The following is a 25854-nucleotide window of genomic DNA, read 5'->3' on the forward strand; positions in this document are numbered from 1 at the left end:
TGGGAGGTAAGATTGTGAATAAACGATTATGGTTAGGAGCCAGGTGTACCATTTCAATGCTGTTGACGATTGTCATGTTATGTTCAGGGCTATATATCACACCAGCAACCACGCACGCGGCAGCCGAGAGGGAAGATAGTACCGAACAGGGAGACGTTCATCTAAATGATGTGTCATCTGATTCGGTAAGTATTACGCTGGGGGAAACGCCTGTTCAGCAGGGCATAACTGCTCGTCCTGGCGATGGACCTCCAGCAGGTCTTCAAGTGGGGACGCTTGAAGACAAGGGGTATTGGAAAACCAACCAGACGGTGAATCCAACAAATCCGGCCGATAACATCCTGTATTTTTACTTCAATGTTGCGGATGAATATTTGTTTGAAAATACCGATCAGGACGTATTCGTCACTGTTGAATATTACGATAGCCATAGTGGAGCGATGTCTCTGCAATACGATTCGAAGCAATCCAATTTCAAGGATGCTCCTTTGTTCCGGTATGAAAATACGGGAACCTGGAAGACACATACCTTCAAGCTCAGCGATGCCAATTTCGGTAACCGTACTCATGATGCGGATTTCCGAATCGGGGTTAGCGGCGCAGGGGCACCAGCCAACAATCCGGAACTTCATCTAGCGAAAGTAACCGTCCATAAGCAACCTCAGCAGCAAGCGGGTACTCAGACCAAGGTCTATGATACGGAATTCCCTACATCAGATATCGTCATTGCAGATCGGAGTGTAACCGATTATGGAGCAATAGGGGACGGGATCTCAGACGATACTCAAGCATTCAAAGAAGCGCTGGCAATAGCCGGAAATCAAGGTGGCGGAGTTGTGTTCGTACCATCTGGAACCTATAAATTAACCGGAGAGCTGGTTATTCCAACAGGTGTTACGCTTCGCGGCGATTGGGGGAATCCCGACGAGCATGGCGGGTTAGTCAAAGGTACGATCCTTGCTGTATACGGCGGCAAAGGTCAAGCTAACGGGAACAGCTTCATCAAGATGGAGCCTTCCAGTGGGGTAACACATTTGTCTATCTGGTATCCCGAACAGATTATAAATAATCCGGTGGCTTATCCATGGACGATGGAACAGCTTCCAGGTGACAGTGCAACGGTGAAAAATGTAACACTCGTCAATGCGTACCAGGGGATTAAGATTGGCCCGGAATGGAACGAACTTCATTACGTGAAGGATGTATACGGCACTACACTGAAAACCGGTATCTTTCTGGATTTCACAACAGACATTGGGAGACTGGAAGAGCTTCATCTGTCCCCGGATGTATGGGCGAACTCTGGTTTGCCAGGAGCACCTGATCGGTCTCAACTGCGTGAATATATGATACAGCAGTCAGAAGGTATCGTCATGGGGCGCTCGGATTGGGAGTATATGTCGAATATTCATATCTCGGGTTATAAGACAGGGATACGAATCACGATAAGAACAGGAAGCCTTGAAACAGCCAATGCGCAGCTGTACAAGATCCAGATTGACGACTGCAACGTAGCGCTGAAGATTGAAGGCGTCAATGATTATGGATTGCTGGTGACAGACAGTCAATTCGAAGCGAGTGCTGGTCCGAATCCTGTTGCCATTTATGCAACGGAAGGCTTTCACTCCATTGCCCAGTTTAACAGCGTAACGGTGGGCGGAGAGCCCAAACATGCGGTTGTGAATGAAGGGCGTGGAACGTTGTCCTTTGAGAGTAGCTCTTTCGAGAATTGGGGTGAAGGAAGCGGAGATTATGCCATAGTTGCCAAAAGTGGTTCGCTTATACTGGGCAGTTCTACCTTCGCCAAGCCGGATCGGCACCTGCTTCTACAGGGAGATGTGGCAACAATCAATGCCATCCATTCCGGACACGAAGGCAACCTTGCAGTGAACAATGAAAGTAACTCGGCGGAACTGAACATCCATCAGGAAGAAGATTTGGTGTTGGAAACCATCCCTAATGTTCCTTCAGTGGATATTGCTGTGCAGCCCAAGCCGGGTACTCGCGAATTGTTTAACGTAGTGAGCCAGCCCTATTTGGCTGATAACACAGGGAATACGGATTCATCCCAAGCCATTCAACAGGCATTGAATGATGCCGAGGCGGCAGGTGGAGGAACGGTCTATATGCCAGCTGGCATATACCGCGTTGAGCAAGCTTTGGTGATCCCGACTGCCGTAGAACTGAGGGGCAATTATGATGTACCTCATCATACGATCGGGAATGGAACGGTTATTTTTACGAACTATGGAGAAAACGACCCGGATGCCGATGCCTTCATTCAGTTGAAGCAAGCAGCGGGGTTACGCGGATTATCCGTCTATTACGACCAACAAACATGGTCTGATGCCCATCCGGTGAAGCCTTATGCCTGGACTGTGCAAGGTCAAGGGGAAAACGTATACCTGATCGATACAACCTTGGTTAATCCCTATCAGGCTGTCGACTTCGGCACCCATGATACAAGTGGTCATTATATCGATTATGTAGCGGGATCACCGCTCAAGGAAGGCATATATCTTGGTGGCGGGTCAGACGGAGGATACATGCGGAATGTGCAGTTCAACCCGCATTATTATGGTCGAAACAATTATCCGAATCATCCATCGAATGATGAAGAATTTAATCAAATTTGGAATTATCAAAAAGAGAATCTGGATGCCTTCCGTATTGGGGATGTCACCAACCAGGTTATTTTCAATACATTTGTATACGGTTCAAAGTACGGTATTCATTTTGAAGAACAGAATGGAAGAGGGCCCGAAGCCGTCGTTATTGGTCATGGCACGGATGGCAGTAAAAAGGGTGCGGTATTGCAACATGCGGGTACAGCAGGCCTTTCGTTTATCAATACAGAGCTTGTTTCCATGAGTACAACAGACAAGGTGTATGTGGAGGTTGGGCCAGACTTTGGTTCCAAAGCGGTGTTCTTCAATACGTCCATGTGGGGAGATACAACAAGGTCGTTTGATATTCACGGAGGAGATATCCGCATACAGCAAGGAAACTTCACGAACGTTGGTGAAATCGGCATTAATGCAATCGGTGGTGATATTACCCTCTACAATTCCTATTTTCAACAGCCTCGTACCAATCATGTGGTTGCAGGTCCAGGCTTAGAGAAGATGGTGATATCCAACAACCTGTTTAATGGCGGTTTTCAGATTGAAAATGAGGCATCTCCTGGAAAAGTGACGGGTACTAATCTGTTTCCATTGGCACTCAAACTGAACCAGCTTGGGTATGATCCATCCAGACCAGGTGAACCGGGAAGCACGTTGACTCTGACTAATGTTGCAGGTGCGGCTTTGCTTAAAGGGCAGATCGAACTGATTGAGCCGAGTGTGTATCATGCGATGTTTAAGCCAGTGCGATTTGAGGAGCTGGGCATTGGAAAAAGCATGGATGTGGCGCTTCCCTATATATCAAGTGATTTGCTCAAATTCAGAGTAACGCTTGAAAACGGATTCCGTTATGAGACTTCAGTCAAGCTGTCACAATCCTATGCGGCACAAAAAGATGCTGTTGGAACGCTGCCATTCATTGAGGTTTCCAGTCCGGAGCATTACAACAGTGTCGGTGGTAGCTGGGGAGGTCCGAATGACCTCAGCATTCAAGCTAAAGCAAGTTGGGATGCAGAAAATTTGGTTCTCAAGGTGGACGTCAAGGACGATATTCACCATCAATCCAATACCAATGGCGATATATGGCAAGGAGACAGTTTACAGCTCGGTATTGACCTTGGCAAAGAGGATGGTGCGGCCAGCAAACAGGTGAATGAGCTTGGTTTTGCACTGAATCAGGAAGGTGTCATCACGAAATGGAGATGGCGAGCTCCAGAAGGGGTTGCTACAGGATTATTGGAATCCGCTTCAGCAAACATTACCCGGGACGAGACGACCCATATTACTCATTATCAAATTACGCTGCCTTTTGCAGCACTTCATCAGGAAGGATATTCATTCCAACCTGGCAAACCTATCGGCTTTGCATTGCTTGTCAATGAAAACGATGGGCAAGGGCGATCAGGCTTTATGGAGTTTAATGGAGGGATCGGGACAAGTAAAGATGCGCGATTATTTGGGAATCTGTACCTGCTCACGGGTGATTATGTGACATTGTTGGAGCAATCGGCTGAGGCGAATGTTCGTACTGCGGAGCAAAAGAAAGATGTTACCTCTATAGATACAGCAACCAACTTCGTCAATCTGCTGCCGGGCGGCACGTTGAAGTCCTCATTACTCGTGAGACTCGCTGCTCTTACATCAGGTTCCAATCCGAATCCCGGGGGACCCAATCCACAGCCAGGCTCGGGTTCTGGTTCGCAGCCAAGTGCTGGAGGGGGCTCTACGACTGGAGGGAAGAATGAAGCAACGCCCGCCGCTCCTGGTGCTACAATGCAGGTTCAGCCCAAGCTGGATAAAGCTGCTGCATTGGCAACAGCGGAGCTCACCAACAAGATGATGGAGGATGCATTTAACCGCATCGCCCCTGATCAGGACGGGAAAAAGAAGCTGATTGTGGACATCGAGTCCGTGGATGGAGCTGAGGGATACGCTTTGACACTTCCATCGAGCTTTTTGCAGGAAACACCATCTACCCACTGGCTGGAGATTCGAACAGGATGGGGAGTGCTGCTGGTTCCGAGCAATTTGTTGGCTAATACCCAAGGAACGCTTGGAGAGAGTATCACCTTGATATTAAGCAAGGCTGACCGAAGCCATTGGAGTGCCGAGATGAAATCAGACTTCGGAGAACGGCCTGCGATCTCATTATCTGTCATATCGGATGGCAAATCCGTTGCATGGCAAAATTCCATTACGTCAATCACAGTAAGTTTACCTTATCAGCCTAATGTAACTGAACTTCTGGACACGGAAAAACTCGCAGTACAACGTATAACGGATGACGGTCAAATGACCTCCGTTCCGAATGGGAAGTTTCATAAAGAATCAGAACAATTGGTTTTCAAAACACGGCAAGGCGGAGTTTACGCAATTACTCACAATAATCGAACATTCCAGGATATCCGACAGCTATCATGGGCCCGCCATGCCATCGAAGTTCTAGTGTCCAAAGGGGTTATTCGTGGAATGTCAAAGGCAGAATATCAGCCTCAATCCATGATCCGCCGAGCGGATTTCGTAACCCTGCTTACCAATGCCCTAGAATTACAACCTGATCAGGGAACCAAGGTGGAACCCTTCGCGGATGTACCTGAGCAAGTTTATTACGAACAGTCCGTAAATACTGCAAGAACGCTGGGCATCATTCAAGGGGCAGGCGCTGATCGATTCTCGCCAGCGTCTCCAATTACCCGGGAAGAAGCAGCAGTTATGATCTACCGAGCTATGCAAGTTATTGGGATGCAGCCTCGTCCTCTTCCTGAAGGCGAATCCGGTCTGAAAGGTTATAAAGATAATCATTTGATTAAGGCATATGCCCGCGATGCGATTGACTCGTTAACCAGATCAACCATTATGGAAGGAAGCAATGGCAGCTTCCATCCGGAAGATACATTGACTCGTGCTGAGACAGCTGTGTTGCTGTATCGCTTATACAACCGTTTGCCTTAAATCTTCCGGTAGGAGCGAAATGGAGCATATGCGGAGAGGGAACATATGGCTAACATTACACGGATAGAATGCATACGCACAAGGCATGACGGAAGCTGGACGATTGTGAAGATTTCGACGGATCAGGATGGTCTTTACGGACTGGGGTCCGCTTCCGATCTTTATAATCCAGAAGCGGTGGTACAGGTCATCGAACAACTGCTGGCACCATTACTCATGGGAAGGGATGCATCCCGAATTGAAGATTTGTGGCATCTCATGCATATGAGCGGATATTGGAGAAACGGCGCAATTCTTCAGACCGCCATTGGTGGCATTGACATGGCTCTGTGGGATATCAAGGGCAAGGAAGCAAATCTTCCGGTATATCAATTGTTGGGAGGGGCCTGCCGTGCGGCAGTTCCCTGTTACGGCCATGCCGGAGGTGCTGATATCAGCGAGCTGAAAGAAGATGTATCTCGTTTTATGGAAGAAGGATACACAGTCATTCGAGTGCAGATGGGAGGTTACGGTGGCGGGGGATTTGTCAGCGGCAAGGACGCGAATTTGCCGCGCGAGCCCTGGAGCAGCGGTCCTATATTCGATGAACATGCGTATCTGCATGCGATCCCTGACATGTTCGAGAAGCTGCGGCTGGAATTTGGTAACGGGATTCAGTTTACCCACGATGTGCATGAGCATTTATCCCCAATTCATGCCATTCAGCTGTCGAAGCGGCTTGAGCCTTATCATCTTTTCTTTCTGGAAGATGCACTTGCTCCGGAACAGATCGGATGGTATCGACAGCTTCGTCAACAGAGCGCTACGCCGCAGGCAGTGGGAGAATTATTTGTTAATCCGCAGGAGTGGACCGGTCTGATTCAAGAGAAGTTGATCGATTTTATCAGAGTTCGGGTATCGAAAGCAGGCGGAATCAGTGCTTGCCGCAAGATCGCTGCGCTGGGCGAAGCCTACGGAGTACGAACAGCCTGGCAGGAGGGTGGGGAGAATGATCCTGTTAACCAGGCAGCTGCTGTCCATCTGGATATGGCCCTGTGGAACTTTGGTATCCAGGAAATCAATCATTTTAAACCCCATGAGCTGGAGGCTTTCCCGGGACATATCGTTAGAGAAGGCGGATATCTATATCCTTCGAACAAACCAGGGCTGGGCATTGAACTGGATGAATTGAAGGCCAAATCACTTCTTGAAGACTCGTGGGATCGCAAACACTACCATCGGCCATATCCTATGGACCGCAAAGCGGATGGGACAATGGTGCGACCCTAACGAAGTGACCAGAACAGACAGGAGAGATATAGGAATGAAGACGATTGCAGTTACAGGCGGAGGCGGAAAGCTGGGTTCACAGGTCATTGAGAAGCTGCAATTACAGGGTCATGATGTCGTATCGCTGGATAAACACCTGTCTGACCGGGTCCGTTGCAGACAGATTATTGTTGATTTGAACGATTATGGTCAAGTCGTGGGAGCGCTTGCCGGAGTGGATACGATCATCCATCTGGCCGCGATTCCTGCGCCGCTTCACTACCCTCACACGTACATTTTCGCTAATAATACACTTTCTGGGTACCATGTACTGGAAGCAGCCTCTTTGCTCGGTATACCAAAGGTGGTTATGGGCTCCAGTGAATCATCCTACGGATTTGCCTGGGCCAACAAACCCTTCGCTCCCAATTATTTCCCGGTGGATGAACAGCATCCGCAACAGCCGCAGGAATGTTATGGCCTGTCCAAGATCGTTAATGAGGTCACTGCCGAGATGTTTCATCGGAGAAGCGGAATGCAGGTAATTTCCCTCCGTTTTTCAATGATTGTGGGACCGGGAGAGTACAGACATCTGGCTATTGCGAAGGCGGAAACGTTCAAGCACATATTGTGGAGTTACATTGATATCAGGGATGCCGTGGATGCTTGTTTGGCTGCTCTGCACGCCGATTATGATGGGGCTGTTCACGTTAATGTTACTGCTAACGATACGTTAAGTGATCGCCAATCGACAGAATTGCTCGCCACCTTTTATCCTAATGTAAAAGATCTACGGACAACTTTCACTAATCGAGAAGCCATGGTCAGTAATGGAATGGTAAAAGAGCTTCTATCCTGGGGTCCGAAGCATTCGTGGACGGATGAAGAACAGGAGCAGCTTACACGCAACTAAATTGAATAGGGGGATACTATGCTAAATTTCATGCAAAAAAACAAGAGGGTATTGGCTTTTGCAAGTGCAGCATTATTGATTCTTGCATTGTGTTTGTCTATTTCTCCGTCCATCGTATCGGCCGCTTCCGCGTTTAATCAAACGCAAGCTTCCAGTTATAACAGTCAATCCGGAGTCCAGCTGGAAAGTTCCAGCGAGGGCGGGCAAAATGTCGCATTCATCGACAACGGCGATTACATCGTATTCAACAATGTGGATTTTGGCAGCGGTGCCAATTCAATCGACGTTAGAGTGGCTAGCAACAACAGTGGCGGTTCCATTGAGGTTCGTCTGGATAGCCTTAATGGAACACTCGCGGGAACGGTTGCTGTTCCGGGTACGGGCGGGTGGCAATCCTGGCAAACGAAGTCCGGGGCGATCAGTGGTGCCACTGGTGTACACACGGTCTACCTTAAATTCACTGGCGGAACCGGAAATTTGTTCAACCTGCTCTGGTTCAAGTTCAGTGCTTCCGCCGCAGGCAGCGAAGGCGATGTCGTAGGCAAACTGTATGCCGGATATCAAGGCTGGTTCAACGCAGCCGGAGACGGTTCACCGAACGGGGGTTGGGTGCACTGGTCCAAAAATAGCAGTGCGCCATCAGCAAATGGTAACGTGAATTTCGAGTTGTATCCAGACCTTCGCGAATATTCCAAGCTGTATCAGACAAGTCTGGCGAACCTCGGTAATGGTTCTCCTGCCAAATTGTTCTCTTCATATGATCAGGAGACGGTCAACAAACATTTTGAGTGGATGCAGACCTACAATATCGACGGCGCAGCATTGCAACGGTTCGGCGCAGATGAGAGTGACACACCGAACAACTGGAAAAGCAACCGGGACAGCGTAGCCGTCAAGGTTAAGAACGCTGCGGAATCCTATAATCGCAAGTTCTATGTCATGTATGACATTACGGGAATGAATGCGAGCAACTGGGTACAGGCAGTCAAGCATGACTGGACGACCAATGTCGTGAACAGCATGCACCTCCCATCATCTTCTGCCTATGCGAAGCAGAAAGGCAAGATGGTTGTCTGTATCTGGGGCATTGGCTTCACGGATCGTCCGGGTACTGCAGCAGAGGCGGCCGATTTGATCGGTTGGTTCAAAAATCAGGGAATCTATGTCATCGGCGGTGTGCCTACGTATTGGAGAACGGGTAACAACGACTCCCGATCCGACTTTATGAACGTTTACAAATCATTGGATATGATCTCCCCTTGGTCTGTTGGCCGCTTCGGTAATATTCAGCAAGCAGACAATTTCAAAACTAATCAACTTCAGCCTGACCTGGCCTTCACCCAGCAGAATGGAACTGATTATCAGCCAGTGATCTGGCCGGGGTTCGCTTGGTCCAATATGACCGGTGGCCCAAGAAACGAAATTCCGCGTTTGCATGGTGACTTCATGTGGAGGCAGGCCTACAATCTGAAGAGTATAGGTATCAATACCGGATATATTGCGATGTTTGACGAATACGATGAAGGTACTGCCGTTGCTAAGGCGGCAGAGAACAGCTCCATGATTCCGACCAATCAATATTTTCTGACGCTGGATGCCGACGGTGTTGCCGTATCTTCGGACTTTTATCTCCGACTTGCAGGGGATATCAATCGCATGTTCAAAAACCAGATTGCAGTGACGGCAAACCATCCAACGAGTCATCAATAGAGCCCAAAGGGCGTGATTTTAACAAGTTCGTATACGTTCAGGAGGATTAATATGACTACTAATGATATTGACTTTGAAACCATACGCCAGAAGACTACATCCCTTAATCCAGCAATCACATCTATATATACAGCAGATCCTTCGGCCCATGTATGGGATGACGGCAAAGTTTACATTTACGCGTCTCATGATATGGACCCAGCCAGAGGCTGCGATCTCATGGACAGATATCATGTTTTTTCCTCAGAGGATATGGTTCACTGGTTGGACGAAGGGGAAATACTCCGTTCAGACGACGTTTCCTGGGGCAGACCGGAGGGAGGTTTCATGTGGGCGCCTGACTGTGCGTACAAGAATGGAACCTATTACTTCTATTATCCGCATCCGAGCGATTCGAACTGGAATGATTCCTGGAAGATCGGGGTTGCGACCAGTCGCTACCCCGCGCATGGCTTTACGGATCAAGGATATATCGAGGGGCTTGGCGGGTTTGCACTGATTGACCCGTGTGTACTTGTAGACGATGACAACAGCGCTTATATCTATTACGGTGGCGGCAGTGTTTGTCTGGGAGGCAAGCTCAATGAAGATATGATGTCTCTGGAAAACGGCATGACAGAAATGCAAGGGCTCGAGGATTTTCACGAAGCAGCCTGGGTATTCAAAAGAAACAATCTGTATTACCTTACCTATGCGGATAATTTGGAAAACAACAACCGTATGAGATACGCAACAAGCGAGAATCCGCTTGGCCCATGGACGTACCGAGACATTTTCCTGGAGCCGACCGGCTGTTCCACGACCCATGGCTCTGTAGTGGAATTCAAAGGGCAATGGTATCTTTTTTATCACAATCAAGCGATCTCTGGTGAAGGTACGCTGCGCAGCGTATGTATCGACTATCTGGAGTTCGATGAAGATGGTTCCATCAGGCCTGTGGTTCAGACAAGGGAAGGTGTGTCCTCCGTCGGTCCAGCCCCAGTTCCTGTCCAGCAGCGGAAGGTTTATGCGGGTGCAGCCAGTGAGGTTTTTGGAGGAGCTGAAATCAGGAAATTGCAATCCGGTCAAACTGTGATTGGGAATCTTCAATCCTCAGAAGCGTATGCCTTGTTTAAAAATATAGATGGAGGCGAAGGCGGTAGAGCATCGGTTGAGCTTCATTATGCGACTGGCGAACGATTGGCCAAATTGCATCTGACGATCAATGACGAGGACTATTCCTTGCTGAATGCGCTGTCCACTGGTGGTCTGCAGGAATTCGGCGGGATCACAAATATCACCGTTCCTTTGGAGCCTGGCAACGCCAACACAATCAAAATTTCGGGTGGACATGGTGAAATCAATCTTCTATGCCTGTCTATTACCCCGCTCTTGGACTAATCCTTCAGGAGCATGATAGCTGTCTAAACCTCAGGAGTACTCTCCTGAGGTTTTTTGCACTTTGGTCGCAGTACTATTTTATCCATTATTTATCGTAGCGAGCGATTCATTGTTGCGTTTTTGCGGAAATCTAGCGGAGCTTGATTATAAAATTTTTTGAACTGGTGGTAGAAGTGACTGACGTTCTCAAATCCAGCTTCCAGAGCGATCTCAAGCACGCGCAACTCCGTGGTGAGCAGCAAGTTTTTGGCCACATTTAGCCGAAGCTGATTGATATATTCTGTTGGTGTCTGATTCAGATATTGACGAAAGGCGCGGTTCACATGACCAACGCTACGACCTGACAATTCATAGAGGGCATGAAGACCGCGATTCATGTTCTCTTTCAGCTGCATTTTGGAGATCGCATACTCTAACCACAGCGGGAGAATGGGTTCCTCCATAGTTTCCAACGCAAAGAAATGCTGCGTCAAGATCTGAATAATCAGACCTTTTGCATATACGCGAGCTTTCTTCTTATCAACGGTGGAGAGCATCATAATCCGTTCAAAGCTTCGAATCATCTCTGTCATTTCTAACTGAGACAGCATGGCGATCTGGGGAACAGGGGCCTGCAATAGTCCTTGTGCATACTTCAGCTCATTCAAATAAGCAAATGCTTCTTCTATTACATCGGACCGGCATGGACTATTCAGGAAACGGCAGTCCTGAGCGCCTTCTGACTCGTAGCGGTGAATATCATGCGGTCGAATAAAGACAAGGCAACCTGGTCTTAAATGCTGGGTCTTCCCATTGACGATATGTTGGCACTGCCCTTCACTCAGAATGAAAAATTCGTAAAAGTCATGAGTGTGCTCGGGTGATACTTTGGATAAGGAATCGACCCAGAATGGATCTACGAGCAGGTCGGGATGGATGTGAGTTGATGCTGTGTATTTGATCAAGGCTCGAACTCCTCCTTCGTTGTTAATGTCAAAATAGCACATGAATTCCGTGAACACAACATAAGAAAGTATGCCAGCCTCTTGATAGAATGAATTATATTACAAAGACATCAGGAGGTATCACAAATGTTGCTTATCGATCTAAACGGCGCGTGGCAAATGAAGCGAGTGGACCATGCTGAATGGCTTCCGGCAACGGTTCCCGGCTCGGTCTTTCATGACTTGCTAAAGGCTGGACAAATGGAAGACCCTTACTACCGTGAGCAAGAGCAGGCGGCACTTGATCTGTGTCATTATGATTATGAATACAAACACTCATTTGAAGTGAACGAAGCGGATCTCAGGCATGATCGGATCATCCTGTTATGTGAAGGGTTGGATACAATTGGCGAACTGGTTCTGAATGGAACAAATATCGCGAACGTAAGCAATATGCACAGTATTTATGAAATCGATATTACTTCCCATATTAAACAAGGTGAAAATACCATACACATCATTCTGCGTTCGCCACTGGAATATGTACTGCGTAAACAAGCCGAACGTCCGTTGATTAACTGCAGTGATGCAGTGGAAGGAATCTCCCATTTGCGCAAAGCACACTCCATGTTCGGTTGGGATTGGGGGCCACAATTGCCTGATTTGGGGATCTGGCGGAATATCTCCATTCAGTGCTACGATCATGCCCGTTTGGATGATGTCTACATCACTCAGCTGCATAACGAGGACAAAGTGATCCTAGATGTTCGCGTGAGGACATCCGGTTGGGTCGAAGAAGTGCGGGAGATCACGGTCACATTAGTTACTCCTTCTGGAGAGACGTTGAAAGGATGCACAACTGTCATGAACGATGGGGATCACCATATCTGGATCGAAGTGGACCAGCCCGAGTTATGGTGGCCGAATGGCCTGGGAAAACAGCCGTTGTATCAGCTGAGCGTTGTGCTCATGGAACAAGGTGTGGAGCTGGATCGTGATGATAAGCGTATTGGACTGCGCACATTAACCGTTAAGCAAGAGAAAGATCAGTGGGGCGAGTCCTTTGAATTCGAAGTGAACGGTGTATCCTTTTTCTCAATGGGTGCTGACTATATTCCGGAAGATAACATCTTGCCGCGTTGTAATCCAGCTCGGACAGAACGATTGATCAAGAGCTGTGCGCAAGCCCATTTCAACACGATTCGTGTCTGGGGTGGCGGACATTATCCCGAAAATTATTTCTATGATTTATGCGATGAATACGGTTTGATTGTATGGCAGGACTTGATGTACGCCTGTGGTGTATATGAATTGACGGAGGAATTCAAGCAATCGATTACAAAAGAAACGATAGACAACATGAAGCGTTTGCGCCACCATGCATCGTTAGGAATCTGGTGTGGCAACAATGAGCAGGAGATGGCTTGGGTCGAATGGGACTGGGCCAAGAAGACATCCTTACAGTTACAAGCGGACTATATTAAACAATACGAGGTACTCCTTCCGGCTATTGCGAAGGAATATGATCCGAACACGTTCTACTGGGTAGCCTCACCTTCGTCCAAAGGCAGCTTTGACAATCCGAACGATGAAAATTATGGGGACATGCATTATTGGGATGTATGGCATGGCAAGAAACCTTTTACTGAATTCCGCACATTGTTCCCGCGCTACATGTCCGAATTCGGGTTGCAATCCTTTCCGAATCACAAGACCATAGAGACGTTTACGTTGCCGGAAGACCGCAATATCTTCTCTCCGGTCATGGAATCTCATCAGAAGAATGGTACGGGCAATGAGAAAATTCTGTATTACATCGGGGAGACGTATCGCTTGCCAAAAGATTTCAGTTCCCTGTTATACGCTTCACAGCTCATTCAGGCTGAAGGAATCTCATGTGGGGTAGAACACTGGCGCAGACATCGTGGACGCTGTATGGGAGCACTGTACTGGCAGTTGAATGATTGCTGGCCTGTTGCTTCCTGGTCCAGTATCGATTACTTTGGTCGCTGGAAAGCACTGCAATATGCAGCCAAACGCTTTTTCGCGCCTGTTCTTGTATCGGCTCGGGAAGATGGTTCGAAGGTAGAACTTCACGTATCGAATGAGAGTAGGAGTGCTGTAAAAGGAGAATTGAAATGGAGGCTCAAGGATTCGCAATCCAATGAAATCGTGGCTTCTTCAAAAGCAATCGATTTGAAAGCGTTATCAACCTCATTATTCGAACAGCTTGATTTCACTGAGATGCTCGATACAACTGCTAAGAAACGAAATACGTATTTACAGTTTTCCTTTGTGGTGGATGGTGAAGTTGTCAGCGAAGGTACAGTGTTATTTGTGAAGCCAAAGCATTTTGGTTTTATTGATCCCGCAATTGAGACCACGATGACAGAAGAAGAGGATCGTTTTGTTATTACGGTTGATTCGAAAGCCTTTGCACGTTTTGTGGAACTGGATTTCAGTGAATTAGACGGTATTTTCAGTAACAATTATTTTGACTTGTCAGCAGGTGAAAGAAAGACCATTTCTCTGAAGAAAGATGATCTCAACAAACCGGCATCCCTTGAAGAACTGCAATCACAGCTAATCGTACGCAGCGTATTTGATTTATAAGTTGTTACTTCGCCTTTTCTGATATTGCCAATCCAATCGATAGAAATCCGATCGTTGTTATATGTTACCGCTTTCAATTGATCTCTATACTGATGGCAGAGGTGGTTAAATGATTGAACGACTGGCAAAATACCGTTGGCAATATGTAATGATTCTACCTGGTGCGATACTGCTTCTTCTCTTCAGCTACATTCCGATGGTGGGCATCCAGGTGGCATTCAAGGATTTTCACATCGGCAGCACGATGTGGAGTAGTGAATGGGTCGGTTTGGAAAACTTCTCATTCTTGCAAGATGAACAGTTCTGGATTGTGGTGAAGAACACGATTTACATCGCGATTCTCAAGTTTGTGTTTGGATTTCCAGCTCCTATTATTTTGGCATTGCTCATCAATGAGGTGAAAAACAACAAATACAAGCGGTTTGTCCAATCCGTTAGTTATCTTCCGCATTTCTTTTCATGGATCGTGGTGGCTTATATTCTGCAATCCCTGCTGACGTTGGACGGCGGATTGGTTAATCAGCTGATTGAGAAGCTGGGTGGAGATTCTGTCTTTTTCTTGGGATCTACGGAGTGGTTCCGGCCCATGATCGTAGTGAGCGGTCTATGGAAGGAGGTAGGTTGGAATACGATCTTGTATCTGGCGGCAATTACAACGATTGACCCGCAGCTCTATGAAGCCGCAAGGGTGGAAGGGGCAGGACGGCTCGCACAAATTCGCAACATTACCCTGCCGGGTATAATGCCGACCATCTCCATCGTGTTGATTCTCAGTATGCCTGGACTGATTGCAGTAGGCATGGATCAAATCTATCCTTTGATGAATCCGGCCAATCAGCCAGTCGCGGATGTGCTCGACACTTATATTCTACGCAACGGTTTGCAGCAAGGTTATTTTGGAATGGCCACTGCAGTCGGACTCCTTTCTTCGGTCATCAGTCTGGTGTTGGTGCTGTGCACCAATCAGATGGCGCGAAAGTTCAACGGAGAGGGGCTTTGGTAATATGAGATCTTCTATGAGGGAACGGGTGGGGCAGACAATCATTGTGTTTCTATTGGCACTTCTCTGTATCTCGGTAATCTATCCCTTCACGTATATGCTCGCCGTCTCCTTAAACGTTGGCAGCGATGCGGCAAAGGGCGGTGTCTATCTGTGGCCTAGGGAGTTTACTTTGTACAATTATGAGGTTGTGCTTGGGAATTCGGTTATTCAACATGCCTACTTAATTACGATATCCCGTACGATCGTAGGCACTTTTGTCGGCTTACTTATCACTCTTCTGGCGGCTTATGGCTTGTCCTATCGGCAGCTTCCTTTCAGGAAATCCCTCCTGGGGTACGTGCTGATTACGATGCTGTTTAGTGGCGGATTAATCCCTTTGTATATCCAGCTTAATCACTTGTCATTATTAAACTCATTCTGGGTGTATATCATTCCGTCCGCTTTCTCGGCGTGGAATATGTTTGTGATGATGAAATTCATCCAGGGGATTCCGGAAGCACTGATCGAATCGGCTGAAATCGATGGCGCCAATCCTGTCCGCATTCTCTTCGTCATTATTATGCCACTTTCGAAACCTATGCTTGCAGCCATTGGTCTTTTTACTGCAGTGGGGCACTGGAATGACTGGTTTTCTGGCGCATTTTATGTTTCAGATCAGAGTCTGATTCCGGTTCAAACGTTTTTGCAACAACTGCTGTCTGCCCAGGATATTTCGACTGTCCTCGGATCCAACAATAATCAGGAAGCGCTTGCCCGGGGCACCATGCTCTCTAACGTTACACTCATGTCCATCAAAATGGCGACAGTCATGGTAAGCGCGCTTCCGATCTTGTGTGTGTACCCATTCCTGCAAAAGTATTTTGTAAAAGGTGTGCTTATCGGCTCAGTAAAAGGATAACCCAATGAAAAATGAAGTAACAGAATGGGTTTTCTAATCCTATACAATTTCAAAATAACCGAGGGGGACGCATGTGATGAGTTTACGTCAACAAAAGGGAAGAAAGCTGGCGCTATTATCCTTGGCTCTACTGATGTTTGGGATAACGGCATGCTCAAGCAGCACGGAGAGTGGCAGCAGTTCTGCAGATTCTTTTAAGCTATGGCTAGGGTGGAACGCAACAATTAATAACCAAAGTATGGTCCAAATGTATTGGAAAGAAAAAGAACCGGGCATAGACGTTCGGCTGGAGGCTACGCAGGGCGATGTAATGACAGAGCTGAACCTGAAATTGAATACCGGTGGATTTGATGATGCCGCCTTGTTCTCACGTAGTGATGTCGTGACCACTGCGATGATGCGTTCGGGCAGCGTTCTTCCGCTGGAGCAATACTTTGATATGCCGGATAAATATCCTGGGCTGGCCTCCATTCCGAAAATCTATCTGGATCAAATGAAAGCTTCGGACGGACATATCTATTCCATTCCGACATGGTTTGATCAAGAACCCGATGATCCTTGGCCTGGTTGGGCTTCCTACGGCTGGTTTGTCCGTACAGATGTGCTGGAGAAAACCGGCATGACGATGGATGGTCTGAAATCGTTGGACGGTATAGAGAAGTATCTGAGATTGGCGGCTAAGCAGAAGGATGAAAACGGGAAACCTTTGATTCCTCTTAGTTTTCTCTCTGACGCAAGCGATGAAAATGTCATCCTGAGTACATTTGGCGTTACGGTCAGCACAGCTGGCGGCGTCATTCCAGTAGAGAAGCAAGGTAATGACTATCAGTTTATCTATGACAATCCGCAATATAAAGCGGCTTACCAATGGATGAACAACATGTTCCGGGAAGGGCTTCTGGATCACGAAGCGATCACAGACAAGAAGGAGCGATACAAAGAGAAAAACAAATCCGGACGTGTAGCCTTGAATGCAGGTGGGTTCTTTAATATGGACGCCCAGTTATGGGAGGTTCTCGACGGACCAACCGATCCGGCATGGTACTATGATGTCATTCCCTATCCGAAAGTGGATGGCGTGAGTGAGATTGGCGCTAATCAAATTATCAATCCTTATCCTGCTAATGACGTATTTATTAATAAAAATACAAAAAATCTCGATTCCATTCTTGCTTTCTTCGATTACACACTACAGCCTAATCCCGAACAGCAGCAGGTCGTGAATGAAGGTCCGCCAGGAGTGTTCTGGGATTGGGTGGATAAACCATTAGGAAAATGGGTATATATGGATGAGAAATATAAAGCTTTGCATGACTCTGGAGATCAAGCGAAGAAGGCAAGCACGACGCCAGAGCTTTACGCGGCTTCTTCCTATAGTAATGAATGGTATCCATGGTGGAATTATGGCGTTACTGATCCGAAGGGAAGATTCAAAACGATCGAATTCACCGAAAAGATTGGCAAAATGGGTGGGACCAGGGTTGCTGAATACTACGATATGGTGAAGGCCAAACCGGGTGGCTTATGGGAGAAATATTTGCCTGAACTTGATAATGTGCGAAAAGAGTATAAAGCCAAGCTCATTATGGCTAAGGATGACTCACAATTTGAACAGGCATGGAGTGATTTCCAGGCTGCACTGGAAAAGCGAGCACATTGGAGTGAGCTCAAACAGGAATGGCATGAGGAGCTTCAAGACAAGAGCGATTCTTAGCATCTAGCGTTAACGATGCAATTCCATGAAGCATTAATTGGGAGACGGGGACTGTCGAACGTGACAGTTCTCGTTTATTTCTGCTTCATTATTCATGCAAATGTGCTGAGGCAAGCAAAGGAGGGGGGACCTTGCTATGATGTTCATTCCGTGCGGACAGCAACGGAAGGAGCTAAAGTTTGTCTATCTCCTCTTTGGTTTAAACTAATAGCAAATCCTTATGTTAACTCTGTAAACATCAGTGACGTATAAAAACGAGGAGGATTTCAGATGAAATTGAATTTGGAAGGGAAAACGGCACTTGTTACAGGATCGACCGCAGGTATTGGTAAGGCGATTGCCACTGGGCTGGCGGCAGAGGGTGCAACCATTGTTATTAATGGACGACGGGAAGAAAAGGTGCAGGCAACCATCACAGAAATTCAATCCCGCTATCCACATGCCAATCTTCAGCCTGCTGTTTATGATTTGGGAACAGAGCAAGGATGTCAAAAAATCATTGAAGAGTATCCAGAAGTGGATATATTAATCAATAACCTTGGCATTTTTGAGCCCAAGGAATACTTTGATATACCGGATGAGGATTGGTTTCGATTCTTCGAAGTGAACATGATGAGTGGTGTTCGGCTGACTCGCATTTATCTTAAGAAGATGATTCAAAAGAAAGAAGGCAGAGTGATCTTCATTGCAAGTGAGGCAGCAGTTATGCCTTCTCAGGAAATGGCTCATTACAGTGCAACCAAAACCATGCAGTTATCACTCTCGCGCAGTTTAGCTGAGCTATGCAAAGGTACCCCTGTGACTGTCAATACGGTCATGCCAGGTTCAACTCTAACTGAAGGTGTGGAGACCATGTTAAATAGTCTTTATCCGGACGAACATCTAACGATAGATATGGCTGAAAAGCGATTTATGAACGAAAATCGCCCTTCCTCCATTATAGAACGATTTATCCGTCCAGAAGAAATTGCAAACTTTGTTACTTTCTTAAGCAGTCCGCTATCTTCAGCTATCAATGGCTCTGCATTGAGAATAGACGGCGGTTTGGTACGCAGTGTATTTTAACAACCCATCCTGATATCGATAAAATCTCTTGACGATGGAAGCAGGACCAATAGTATAATAGTAAAACAATCCAGCGAACAACTTACATCTACTGAGTGTTTACTAGAAAACTAGAGACGTAGCAGCTACAACCTGCTATGTCTTTTTTTATGAGGTGAAGCCTATGAAGGATTACGGTCATGAATACGCAGACATCTTTTATTACACACCGAATGAGTTTGAGAAGCTGGGAGGGCTATGGCCTCTGCGGACCGGACACAATGTGGCGAAGGCCAATTATAGCGTTGGTGCAAGGATCATCGAATGTTTTTCCTTTCATTTTGTGCTGAGCGGTGCGGTAACGTTGTCCAGTATGGGAGAAACAGTGACCCTGACAAAAGGCAGTATGTTCTGCCTATTTCCCAATGTGAAATATAGCTACTGGGTATCGGAGTACGATCCCGATTCTCCATTACGCATGTGCTGGTTGGCGTTTAATGGTACACAGGCGGAATCACTGGTAAGAAGAATTGAGATTACGGAACAAAAACCGTATTTGCGCAACAAACTCACGACCGAGATGGAAGAGTTGTTGAAGGCATGTATGAAACAGATCGGGGATCGTCAAAAGGATGGGGACTTACAGCTTCAGATCCTGTTTTACCGATTGTTCGAAATGCTGTCACGACCCCTTCACGATGTGATGGAAGACAAGCTCAAAGCCTGCATGCAATATATGCAGATGCATTATGCCGAAGGCATCACCGTTGCAGATATTGCCGAGTTTACCGGCATGCACCGATCGCATCTATCCACCCGGTTTAAGCAATGTTTTGGCATAAGCCCACGTGATTATTTAATTAAACTGCGTATGGAGCGTGCCGGTGAAATGCTGCAGGACGGGGCGTTATCCATTACGGAAATTGCGCTGTCTCTTGGATACACGGACTTATATACATTCTCCAGAGCCTTTGGTACCTATTACGGCATGTCACCTTCCAATTATCGCAGCAGCAGAATGCAGCCCCCTAACAAAATGCTAAATGACTGACAACGAAATGTTATTTCTATTTGCAGCAGGTTACATTATGCTATACCTCAATACCTACTATATTTCTAGTGATACTATGTTTTTGAGGGGGCTGCTGTATGTATGCGTAAACCATGGAAGCAATTAACCCTAAGCACGATGATCATGTTCGGTCTGGTGTTATCAGGTTGTAATTCCGGCACCGAGGCAACAAACGAGGCAGTGCCTGGAAAGCATGCAGCTGATGTCAGTAAAGAGGGCTTCCCAATCGTAACAGAACCGCTCAAGCTCAAGATGTTCACCCGGATTGCACCTGTAAACGGCCCATTCAAGGATATGCCGGTATTTCAGGATTATGCGAAAAAGAGTAATGTGCAAGTGGAATTCTCCGAAGTGCCTACGGACGGCTTCCAAGAGAAAAAGAATCTGCTTTTCGCCTCCAATGAGCTCCCCGATGCGCTATTCCGTGCTGGTCTTAGTCCGCTGGAGACCATTCGTTACGGAACGTCCGGACAATTGATCCCGCTGGAAAATCTGATCGACGTGTATGCGCCTAATTTCAAGAAACTGATGGAGCAGTATCCCGAAATTCGTCCGGCCATCACGACTCCAGAAGGTCACATTTACAGCCTCCCCGCAGTGGTCACCTTAAGCTCTGCACGCATGGACAAAAAGTGGATCAATCAGAAATGGCTGAAGAAGCTTGGTCTGAAGGAGCCTGAAACGACCGAAGACTTGTATCAGGTGCTCACCGTCTTTCGGGACAAAGACCCTAATGGCAATGGGAAGCAGGATGAAATACCGATGACGGCACGTGCAGGCGGAGGCCAGGGTCAGGGCTTGCCTGTTGTAGCGATGATGAGCGGGTCATTCGGCTTGGATATGCAATTAGGTTATAACATTAATCTGGAAGACGACAAGGTGAATATCTGGATGGGGAACGAGCGCAATAAGGAATTGCTCATGTATCTAAACAAGCTATATCAGGAAAAGCTGCTAGATCCCGAGATTTTCTCGCATACAGAAGCGCAGTATCTGGCCAAACAGGCTTCGGGAAACACCGGTTTCTTCTTTGATCAAACCAATAATCCGTTTCTGAAGATTGCTGACCAATATACAGGGATTGCCCCACTTCAGGGTCCGCACGGGGATCGTCTGCAAAGCCAGGGTGCACCGGTTCCACGGGACTTTGGAGCTTTCGCTATTACTTCAGTCAATGAGGATCCTGAAGCTACGCTGCGCTGGATTGACTATTTCTACAGCGAGGAAGGCTCAACATTGCTCCGCTTCGGAAGAGAAGGAGAGCATTACGAGCTTAAGGATGGCATTCCCTTCTACAAAGAGGACTTCTTGAATTCAGGCAATCAGGCAAAAATCACCCCTTATGCCGGAGGGGGTGCGCCTCATTTGATCAGCGAAGAAGTTGCATCCTATATCAACCCTCCTCAAGTACAAGAAGCTCAGAAAAAACTGGACCCGTATTTGCCCAGCATTCGGTACTCATCACCGATGTTTGATGAGGAAACTGCCCGCAAAGTCGAGATCCTTCGCAACGACATCGATAAATATTACGAGGAACAGAGCACTAAATTTATCGTCGGTTCACTGAGTTTTGATCAATGGAACGAATTTCAGGAGACATTGAAAAAGATGAAGATCGACGATCTGGTAAAGCTGTATCAGGATGCTTACGATACGATGAAGAAATGATTGTAATTTATGCAGAAAGCATCTTATAAGCAGCAAGGAAGGAGGAAGCCATGAAAAAGGCTGGAGTCGTTCCCACATCCGGTTTGCCCCGAGCTCGTTCAAAACCGGGGATCGGGCTGTTAAGGCAAATGGGCAGACGTTATGATCTATACCTGATGCTTCTTCTTCCCATCATCTGGTATGTCATCTTTCATTATGCTCCGCTATACGGGCTGCAGATTGCATTCAAAAACTTCAATCCCGGCAAAGGCATAGGTGGCAGCAGCTGGGTGGGCTTGGAGCACTTCGTACGATTTTTCGATTCCTATTATTTCTGGAGGCTGCTATGGAACACGGTATCCATCAATTTGTTCTCGCTCTTGATTGCTTTTCCGATCCCCATTTTGCTGGCATTGATCATTAATGAGATTCCTAATAAAGCTTTTAGTAAATGGCTGCAAAATATTACGTATATCCCCCATTTCATTTCGGTTGTTGTCATCGTAGGCATGATCTCCTTATTTCTATCTCCAACAAGTGGACCGGTCAATCTTCTGATTCAGACATTCGGAGGTACACCAATTCGCTTCATGGAGGAAGCCGGTTGGTTCAAGACGATATTTATCGGTTCGAATATCTGGCAGAACATGGGATGGCAGTCCATCATCTATATCGCGGCGCTTAGCGGGATTAACCCGCAGCTCTATGAAGCGGCCAAGATGGACGGTGCTTCCCGATTACGGCGTGTTTGGCATATCTCCCTTCCCGGGATTGTTCCGGCGATTGTCATTTTACTCATCCTGGATGTCGGCCACTTCATGAATATCGGTTTCGAGAAAGTATTGCTGATGCAAAACAGCTTGAATTTCGAAGCGAGCGACGTGATCTCAACTTTTGTCTATACAACAGGTATCCTTAAGGGAGAGTACGGATATACGACCGCGATCGGGCTGTTTAACTCGGTGATTAATCTTACGTTGCTATTGCTGGTGAATCGTATTGCGCGCAAGACATCCGAAACAAGTCTATGGTAGAGGGAAGGAGGAAGCAAGTGATCAAGCGATCTACGACAAAAGGGGCATGGGATGAAAAGGTGTTTGACGCAATGGTCTACACCATCGCAGCGATTATTATCATGCTTGTGCTCTATCCGCTGCTTTTTTTGGTCAGCGCTTCGTTAAGTGATCCAACAAAGGTACTCAGCGGAGAGGTTTGGTTGCTGCCCAAAGGCTTGACTTTGGATGCCTATACCAACATATTGCATAACGAAAAGATCTGGTTGGGATATCGTAATACAATCATCTATACCGTGATCGGCACGGTGATTAACATGATCATGACCATCTTGGCTGCGTATCCATTGTCGAGACCTGATCTTCCCGGACGAAAAATATTGATGTTATTTATAACACTGACCCTGTTCTTTAGTGGAGGATTGATTCCGACCTATTTACTTGTCAAAAATCTGGGCATGGTGGATACGATGTGGTCGCTGATTATTCCCGGCGCGATTTCTACGTACAATCTGATCGTCATGAGAACGTATTTCCAGACCATTCCCTGGGAGCTGCAAGAGGCTGCTTCCATAGATGGCTGCTCGAACTGGAGATTGCTGCGGAGCATTATTTTGCCGCTGTCCAAGCCGATTCTGGCAGTCATGGTACTGTTCTATGCCGTTAGCCATTGGAATTCGTATTTTAATGCACTGATCTATATTCGCAACGAAGCGTTATATCCACTTCAACTGATTCTGCGAGAAATTTTGATGTTCAGCCAATCTGATGCCATGGACAGTACTGTTGGTCTGGAGGATAAGATTATGCTGGCTGAAAGCATCAAATACGCTGTCATTATCGTTTCCAGTCTGCCTGTATGGATCATGTATCCTTTTGTGCAGCGGCACTTTGTCAAAGGTGTGATGATTGGATCAATCAAAGGTTAATTGGGGATTGGAGGTTTTAGATTGACTTCGAAAGCAACGATTACAATCGACTGTAGCCAAAAAAGCGAGCATGTCATCAGCCCTTATCTGTTCGGGCATTTTGTGGAAGATATTCGGGATCATATGGAAGCTATGCTGGCCTATCCCTTGAAAGACATGGATTTTGAGAGCGATGCATTATTAGGAACAGCTGTATCGGGAAGCTGGAGGCCCTATACGAACGGACGCAATACGAAATATGCGCTGGAATCGCCTGCTCGGAGGCATTCAGGGCGTGCTCAACGTATTCGCATATTAAGCGATGATGAGGGATATGCCGGTATCGCACAGAGAACAGCATTAAAGGGACCGATGGAATATTCGCTCAAGCTGGTTGCGAGGGCGTCCATTGAGCTTCAATATGTGGTTCTTGAAGTGGTGGATCGACGTACGGAGGAACAGCTTGGGCTGGTACATATCCAGATCATGAATCACAACTGGGAGCACTATGACACCAAGGTGTTCGTTAACCGCGCCTGCTCCGATGCCGAAATTCGGCTGTATGTGCCTGCCGAACATCCCAGATGGCAGGATCATGTGTCGACCGGCATGCTTTGGATTGATCATGTGTCTATGCTGCCCGCTGACAGCATTGGGCAAGTGAAACCAGAGGTTGTCGAGATGACAAGAGCACTTAACGCAGGCATGATGAGGCTCGCAGGTAACTACATCAGTGCTTACCACTTTGAAGATGGCATTGGTCCCGTGCTTGAACGACCAGTCATGTATAACGAAGCATGGGGAGGATGGACGTGCAAATATTTTGGTACGGATGAATTTATCCAGTTTTGCAGGGAACTGCAGGTTGAACCTCTCATCTGTATAAACGACGGGTCAGGCACCCCCGAGGAGGCTGCGCAATGGGTCGAATACTGTAATGGAAGCGTCGATACCCCGATGGGAGCAAGGCGGGCAGCGAACGGTTTTCCCGAGCCGTACCAGGTTCGATATTGGGAGATTGGCAATGAAGTATGGGGAGACTGGCAGGTGGGTCACTGTTCTGCAGAACAGTTCGCCCAGCGCAGCATTTTATTTGCCGAAGCCATGAAGCAAGCAGATCCTTCTCTCATTATTTTGGCCTGTGGTCACACCGATCAGGAATGGAACCGGAATGTGCTTGATATTGCAGGTGAACATATGGATTATTTGACGCTGCATCTGTATCACGGATATGGACGGTTCGGAATGAATGGGGATACACCGGCTGAGGAGCGATATAAAGCAATGGCTTCTTTTCCCGAATGGACCCGTGACAACATTTTGCAAACTGCGGAGCATATCCGAAAGCATGAGAAGCATCACCATGTGAAGTTGGCCATTACTGAATATAACACGATGTACTATTCGAACACGATACGAAAGGGAACCCCTGACGAACATACACTGGGGGCAGCCGTTGCCAATGCTGCCAACCTGAATGAGATGCTGCGTTGCAGTGATATGGTGCATATCGGCAGCTTCTCCGATCTTGTGAACGGCTGGCTTGGGGGCTGCATACGCGTAGGGGATTACTATGCCGATCAATATGCTGGCAAAATACCCGGTTGGAGCGGACATCCGCTCGTCGTGTACGGAACTCCCACGTATGAAGTATTGAAGCTCTATGCTGGACGGGACATCCGGCGGGTTCTCTCTGCGGATGTTGTGTGCGGTACTTTCTCGGTCCAATCCTTGAAATCAGCTCCCATTCGGCTTGACGCGCTTCCGGACTTGGACGTTGTGGCTTGTACAAATGAGGACGGCAGCAGCGTCACTGTGTTTATGGTGAATCGCAGTTTGCAGGCTGTAAAGGCTCAACTGGGTTGGTCCGGTTTTAGCCCTGGCGAGGAAACCCTTTTGCATGAAATTACAGGAGATTCCCTGGATGACATCAATTCCGTGTTTGAGCCTGAACGTATCCTTTGTAGTCAGAGCGTCATCCCAACGGATGCTTGGCAGGAGGGCTACCCGCTGCGTCCAGCTTCCATCTATGTACTGGAAATCCAGACCAAGCAGGCAGAAGGAAGAACCAGATAACCACTGATTATTCCTGAACGGAGCTGTCATTCGTTTACATCGACCCATTTGGGTGTTGCAAGTGAAGATTTCGTTGGAATTGTAAGCGACAACAAGTATGTACGAGGAGGTCATTT

16 protein-coding genes are annotated in these 25854 nt (G+C 47.2%); 15 read left to right on the forward strand and 1 reads right to left on the reverse strand.

Annotated features, from left to right (window positions below; genetic code table 11):
• Window positions 1–14: 14 nt before the first annotated feature.
• Genes PPA03S_RS01505 through PPA03S_RS01525 form a run of 5 tightly spaced genes read left to right on the forward strand, consistent with a single transcriptional unit; the run spans window position 15 to window position 10827 of the window.
• Window positions 15–5576 carry a glycosyl hydrolase family 28-related protein gene (locus PPA03S_RS01505; protein WP_167665962.1) on the forward strand — a complete coding sequence of 1854 codons (5562 nt, stop codon included), beginning with the start codon at window positions 15–17 and terminating at the stop codon, window positions 5574–5576.
• 45 nt (window positions 5577–5621) lie between these two features.
• Window positions 5622–6845: an enolase C-terminal domain-like protein gene (locus tag PPA03S_RS01510; protein ID WP_062319104.1), complete on the forward strand. Its 1224-nt coding sequence runs from the start codon at window positions 5622–5624 to the stop codon at window positions 6843–6845.
• A gap of 34 nt (window positions 6846–6879) precedes the next feature.
• Complete coding sequence (locus PPA03S_RS01515) at window positions 6880–7737, forward strand: NAD-dependent epimerase/dehydratase family protein (protein ID WP_062319107.1); 858 nt, start codon at window positions 6880–6882, stop codon at window positions 7735–7737.
• Between the two features lie 30 nt (window positions 7738–7767).
• On the forward strand, window positions 7768–9447 hold the full coding sequence (locus PPA03S_RS01520) for a carbohydrate-binding protein (protein WP_245683484.1): 1680 nt from the start codon (window positions 7768–7770) through the stop codon (window positions 9445–9447).
• 51 nt (window positions 9448–9498) lie between these two features.
• Window positions 9499–10827, forward strand: coding sequence for a family 43 glycosylhydrolase (locus PPA03S_RS01525; protein WP_068963906.1), 1329 nt, complete (start codon window positions 9499–9501; stop codon window positions 10825–10827).
• An 89-nt stretch (window positions 10828–10916) separates the two neighbouring features.
• Here PPA03S_RS01525 and PPA03S_RS01530 read toward each other — a convergent pair whose 3' ends face one another.
• Window positions 10917–11771 carry a helix-turn-helix domain-containing protein gene (locus tag PPA03S_RS01530; RefSeq protein ID WP_062319109.1) on the reverse strand — a complete coding sequence of 285 codons (855 nt, stop codon included), beginning with the start codon at window positions 11769–11771 and terminating at the stop codon, window positions 10917–10919.
• Between the two features lie 126 nt (window positions 11772–11897).
• Here PPA03S_RS01530 and PPA03S_RS01535 point away from each other — a divergent pair, with 126 nt between their 5' ends.
• The 10 genes from PPA03S_RS01535 (at window position 11898) to PPA03S_RS01580 (ending at window position 25738) form a co-directional block, all read left to right on the forward strand.
• Window positions 11898–14363, forward strand: coding sequence for a beta-mannosidase (locus tag PPA03S_RS01535; protein ID WP_062319111.1), 2466 nt, complete (start codon window positions 11898–11900; stop codon window positions 14361–14363).
• 109 nt (window positions 14364–14472) lie between these two features.
• Window positions 14473–15366 carry an ABC transporter permease gene (locus tag PPA03S_RS01540; RefSeq protein WP_062319113.1) on the forward strand — a complete coding sequence of 298 codons (894 nt, stop codon included), beginning with the start codon at window positions 14473–14475 and terminating at the stop codon, window positions 15364–15366.
• 1 nt (window position 15367) lies between these two features.
• On the forward strand, window positions 15368–16264 hold the full coding sequence (locus tag PPA03S_RS01545) for a carbohydrate ABC transporter permease (RefSeq protein WP_062319114.1): 897 nt from the start codon (window positions 15368–15370) through the stop codon (window positions 16262–16264).
• A 76-nt stretch (window positions 16265–16340) separates the two neighbouring features.
• Entirely contained in the window at window positions 16341–17978 is a 1638-nt protein-coding gene (locus tag PPA03S_RS01550; RefSeq protein ID WP_062319116.1) for a type 2 periplasmic-binding domain-containing protein, read from the forward strand.
• A 270-nt stretch (window positions 17979–18248) separates the two neighbouring features.
• Window positions 18249–19043, forward strand: coding sequence for an SDR family NAD(P)-dependent oxidoreductase (locus PPA03S_RS01555; protein WP_062319118.1), 795 nt, complete (start codon window positions 18249–18251; stop codon window positions 19041–19043).
• 163 nt (window positions 19044–19206) lie between these two features.
• Window positions 19207–20073, forward strand: a complete 867-nt coding sequence (locus PPA03S_RS01560; protein ID WP_062319120.1) for an AraC family transcriptional regulator — start codon at window positions 19207–19209, stop codon at window positions 20071–20073.
• 102 nt (window positions 20074–20175) lie between these two features.
• The gene (locus PPA03S_RS01565; RefSeq protein WP_062319122.1) at window positions 20176–21762 is read left to right on the forward strand and encodes an extracellular solute-binding protein; all 1587 of its coding nucleotides are present in this window, start codon (window positions 20176–20178) and stop codon (window positions 21760–21762) included.
• A 50-nt stretch (window positions 21763–21812) separates the two neighbouring features.
• A complete protein-coding gene (locus PPA03S_RS01570; protein ID WP_062319123.1) occupies window positions 21813–22775 on the forward strand; it encodes an ABC transporter permease in 963 nt (320 codons plus the stop codon).
• A gap of 17 nt (window positions 22776–22792) precedes the next feature.
• Window positions 22793–23683 carry a carbohydrate ABC transporter permease gene (locus PPA03S_RS01575; protein ID WP_062319125.1) on the forward strand — a complete coding sequence of 297 codons (891 nt, stop codon included), beginning with the start codon at window positions 22793–22795 and terminating at the stop codon, window positions 23681–23683.
• A gap of 21 nt (window positions 23684–23704) precedes the next feature.
• Window positions 23705–25738 (forward strand): alpha-L-arabinofuranosidase family protein, encoded by a 2034-nt coding sequence (locus tag PPA03S_RS01580; protein WP_062319127.1) that lies wholly within the window; start codon window positions 23705–23707, stop codon window positions 25736–25738.
• Window positions 25739–25854 lie beyond the last annotated feature (116 nt).

This window comes from Paenibacillus pabuli NBRC 13638 (genome assembly GCF_001514495.1).
GTDB lineage: Bacteria > Bacillota > Bacilli > Paenibacillales > Paenibacillaceae > Paenibacillus > Paenibacillus pabuli.

Coding starts and splice junctions, on each gene's coding strand:
- PPA03S_RS01510 (WP_062319104.1), top strand. CDS start 5,622: ATGGCTAACATTACACGGATAGAATGCATACGCACAAGGCATGACGGA.
- PPA03S_RS01515 (WP_062319107.1), top strand. CDS start 6,880: ATGAAGACGATTGCAGTTACAGGCGGAGGCGGAAAGCTGGGTTCACAG.
- PPA03S_RS01520 (WP_245683484.1), top strand. CDS start 7,768: ATGCAAAAAAACAAGAGGGTATTGGCTTTTGCAAGTGCAGCATTATTG.
- PPA03S_RS01525 (WP_068963906.1), top strand. CDS start 9,499: ATGACTACTAATGATATTGACTTTGAAACCATACGCCAGAAGACTACA.
- PPA03S_RS01535 (WP_062319111.1), top strand. CDS start 11,898: ATGTTGCTTATCGATCTAAACGGCGCGTGGCAAATGAAGCGAGTGGAC.
- PPA03S_RS01540 (WP_062319113.1), top strand. CDS start 14,473: ATGATTGAACGACTGGCAAAATACCGTTGGCAATATGTAATGATTCTA.
- PPA03S_RS01545 (WP_062319114.1), top strand. CDS start 15,368: ATGAGATCTTCTATGAGGGAACGGGTGGGGCAGACAATCATTGTGTTT.
- PPA03S_RS01550 (WP_062319116.1), top strand. CDS start 16,341: ATGAGTTTACGTCAACAAAAGGGAAGAAAGCTGGCGCTATTATCCTTG.
- PPA03S_RS01555 (WP_062319118.1), top strand. CDS start 18,249: ATGAAATTGAATTTGGAAGGGAAAACGGCACTTGTTACAGGATCGACC.
- PPA03S_RS01560 (WP_062319120.1), top strand. CDS start 19,207: ATGAAGGATTACGGTCATGAATACGCAGACATCTTTTATTACACACCG.
- PPA03S_RS01565 (WP_062319122.1), top strand. CDS start 20,176: ATGCGTAAACCATGGAAGCAATTAACCCTAAGCACGATGATCATGTTC.
- PPA03S_RS01570 (WP_062319123.1), top strand. CDS start 21,813: ATGAAAAAGGCTGGAGTCGTTCCCACATCCGGTTTGCCCCGAGCTCGT.